1 rRNA gene is annotated in these 1339 nt (G+C 56.1%); it reads right to left on the bottom strand.

The features are described 5' to 3' along the window. Nucleotides 1–22 precede the first annotated feature (22 nt). Nucleotides 23–1339 (bottom strand): 23S ribosomal RNA (locus ACZ5CR_RS45520); the annotation flags it as partial.

The following is a 1339-nucleotide window of genomic DNA, read 5'->3' as shown; positions in this document are numbered from 1 at the left end:
AACACAGTGGACGCGAGCAACTGAGGACAAGCCCTCGGCCTATTAGTACCAGTCACCTCCACCCGTTACCGGGCTTCCAGATCTGGCCTATCAACCCAGTCGTCTACTGGGAGCCTTAACCCCTCAAGGGGGTGGGAATACTCATCTCGAAGCAGGCTTCCCGCTTAGATGCTTTCAGCGGTTATCCTTTCCGAACGTAGCCAACCAGCCATGCCCTTGGCAGGACAACTGGCACACCAGAGGTTCGTCCGTCCCGGTCCTCTCGTACTAGGGACAGCCCTTCTCAATATTCCTACGCGCACAGCGGATAGGGACCGAACTGTCTCACGACGTTCTAAACCCAGCTCGCGTACCGCTTTAATGGGCGAACAGCCCAACCCTTGGGACCGACTCCAGCCCCAGGATGCGACGAGCCGACATCGAGGTGCCAAACCATCCCGTCGATATGGACTCTTGGGGAAGATCAGCCTGTTATCCCCGGGGTACCTTTTATCCGTTGAGCGACGGCGCTTCCACAAGCCACCGCCGGATCACTAGTCCCGACTTTCGTCCCTGCTCGACCCGTCGGTCTCACAGTCAAGCTCCCTTGTGCACTTACACTCAACACCTGATTACCAACCAGGCTGAGGGAACCTTTGGGCGCCTCCGTTACTCTTTAGGAGGCAACCGCCCCAGTTAAACTACCCATCAGACACTGTCCCTGATCCGGATCACGGACCCAGGTTAGACATCCAGCACGACCAGAGTGGTATTTCAACGTTGACTCCACGAACACTGGCGTGCCCGCTTCAAAGTCTCCCACCTATCCTACACAAGCCGAACCGAACACCAATATCAAACTGTAGTAAAGGTCCCGGGGTCTTTCCGTCCTGCTGCGCGAAACGAGCATCTTTACTCGTAGTGCAATTTCACCGGGCCTATGGTTGAGACAGTCGAGAAGTCGTTACGCCATTCGTGCAGGTCGGAACTTACCCGACAAGGAATTTCGCTACCTTAGGATGGTTATAGTTACCACCGCCGTTTACTGGCGCTTAAGTTCTCAGCTTCGCACACCCGAAAGTGCACTAACCGGTCCCCTTAACGTTCCAGCACCGGGCAGGCGTCAGTCCGTATACATCGCCTTACGGCTTCGCACGGACCTGTGTTTTTAGTAAACAGTCGCTTCTCGCTGGTCTCTGCGGCCACCCCCAGCTCAGAGTGCAAGACTCATCACCGGTGATGGCCCCCCTTCTCCCGAAGTTACGGGGGCATTTTGCCGAGTTCCTTAACCATAGTTCACCCGAACGCCTCGGTATTCTCTACCTGACCACCTGAGTCGGTTTAGGGTACGGGCCGCCAT

The sequence above is a fragment of the Streptomyces sp. NPDC031274 genome (assembly GCF_055570235.1).
This window is presented reverse-complemented; position numbering and strand designations above follow the sequence as displayed.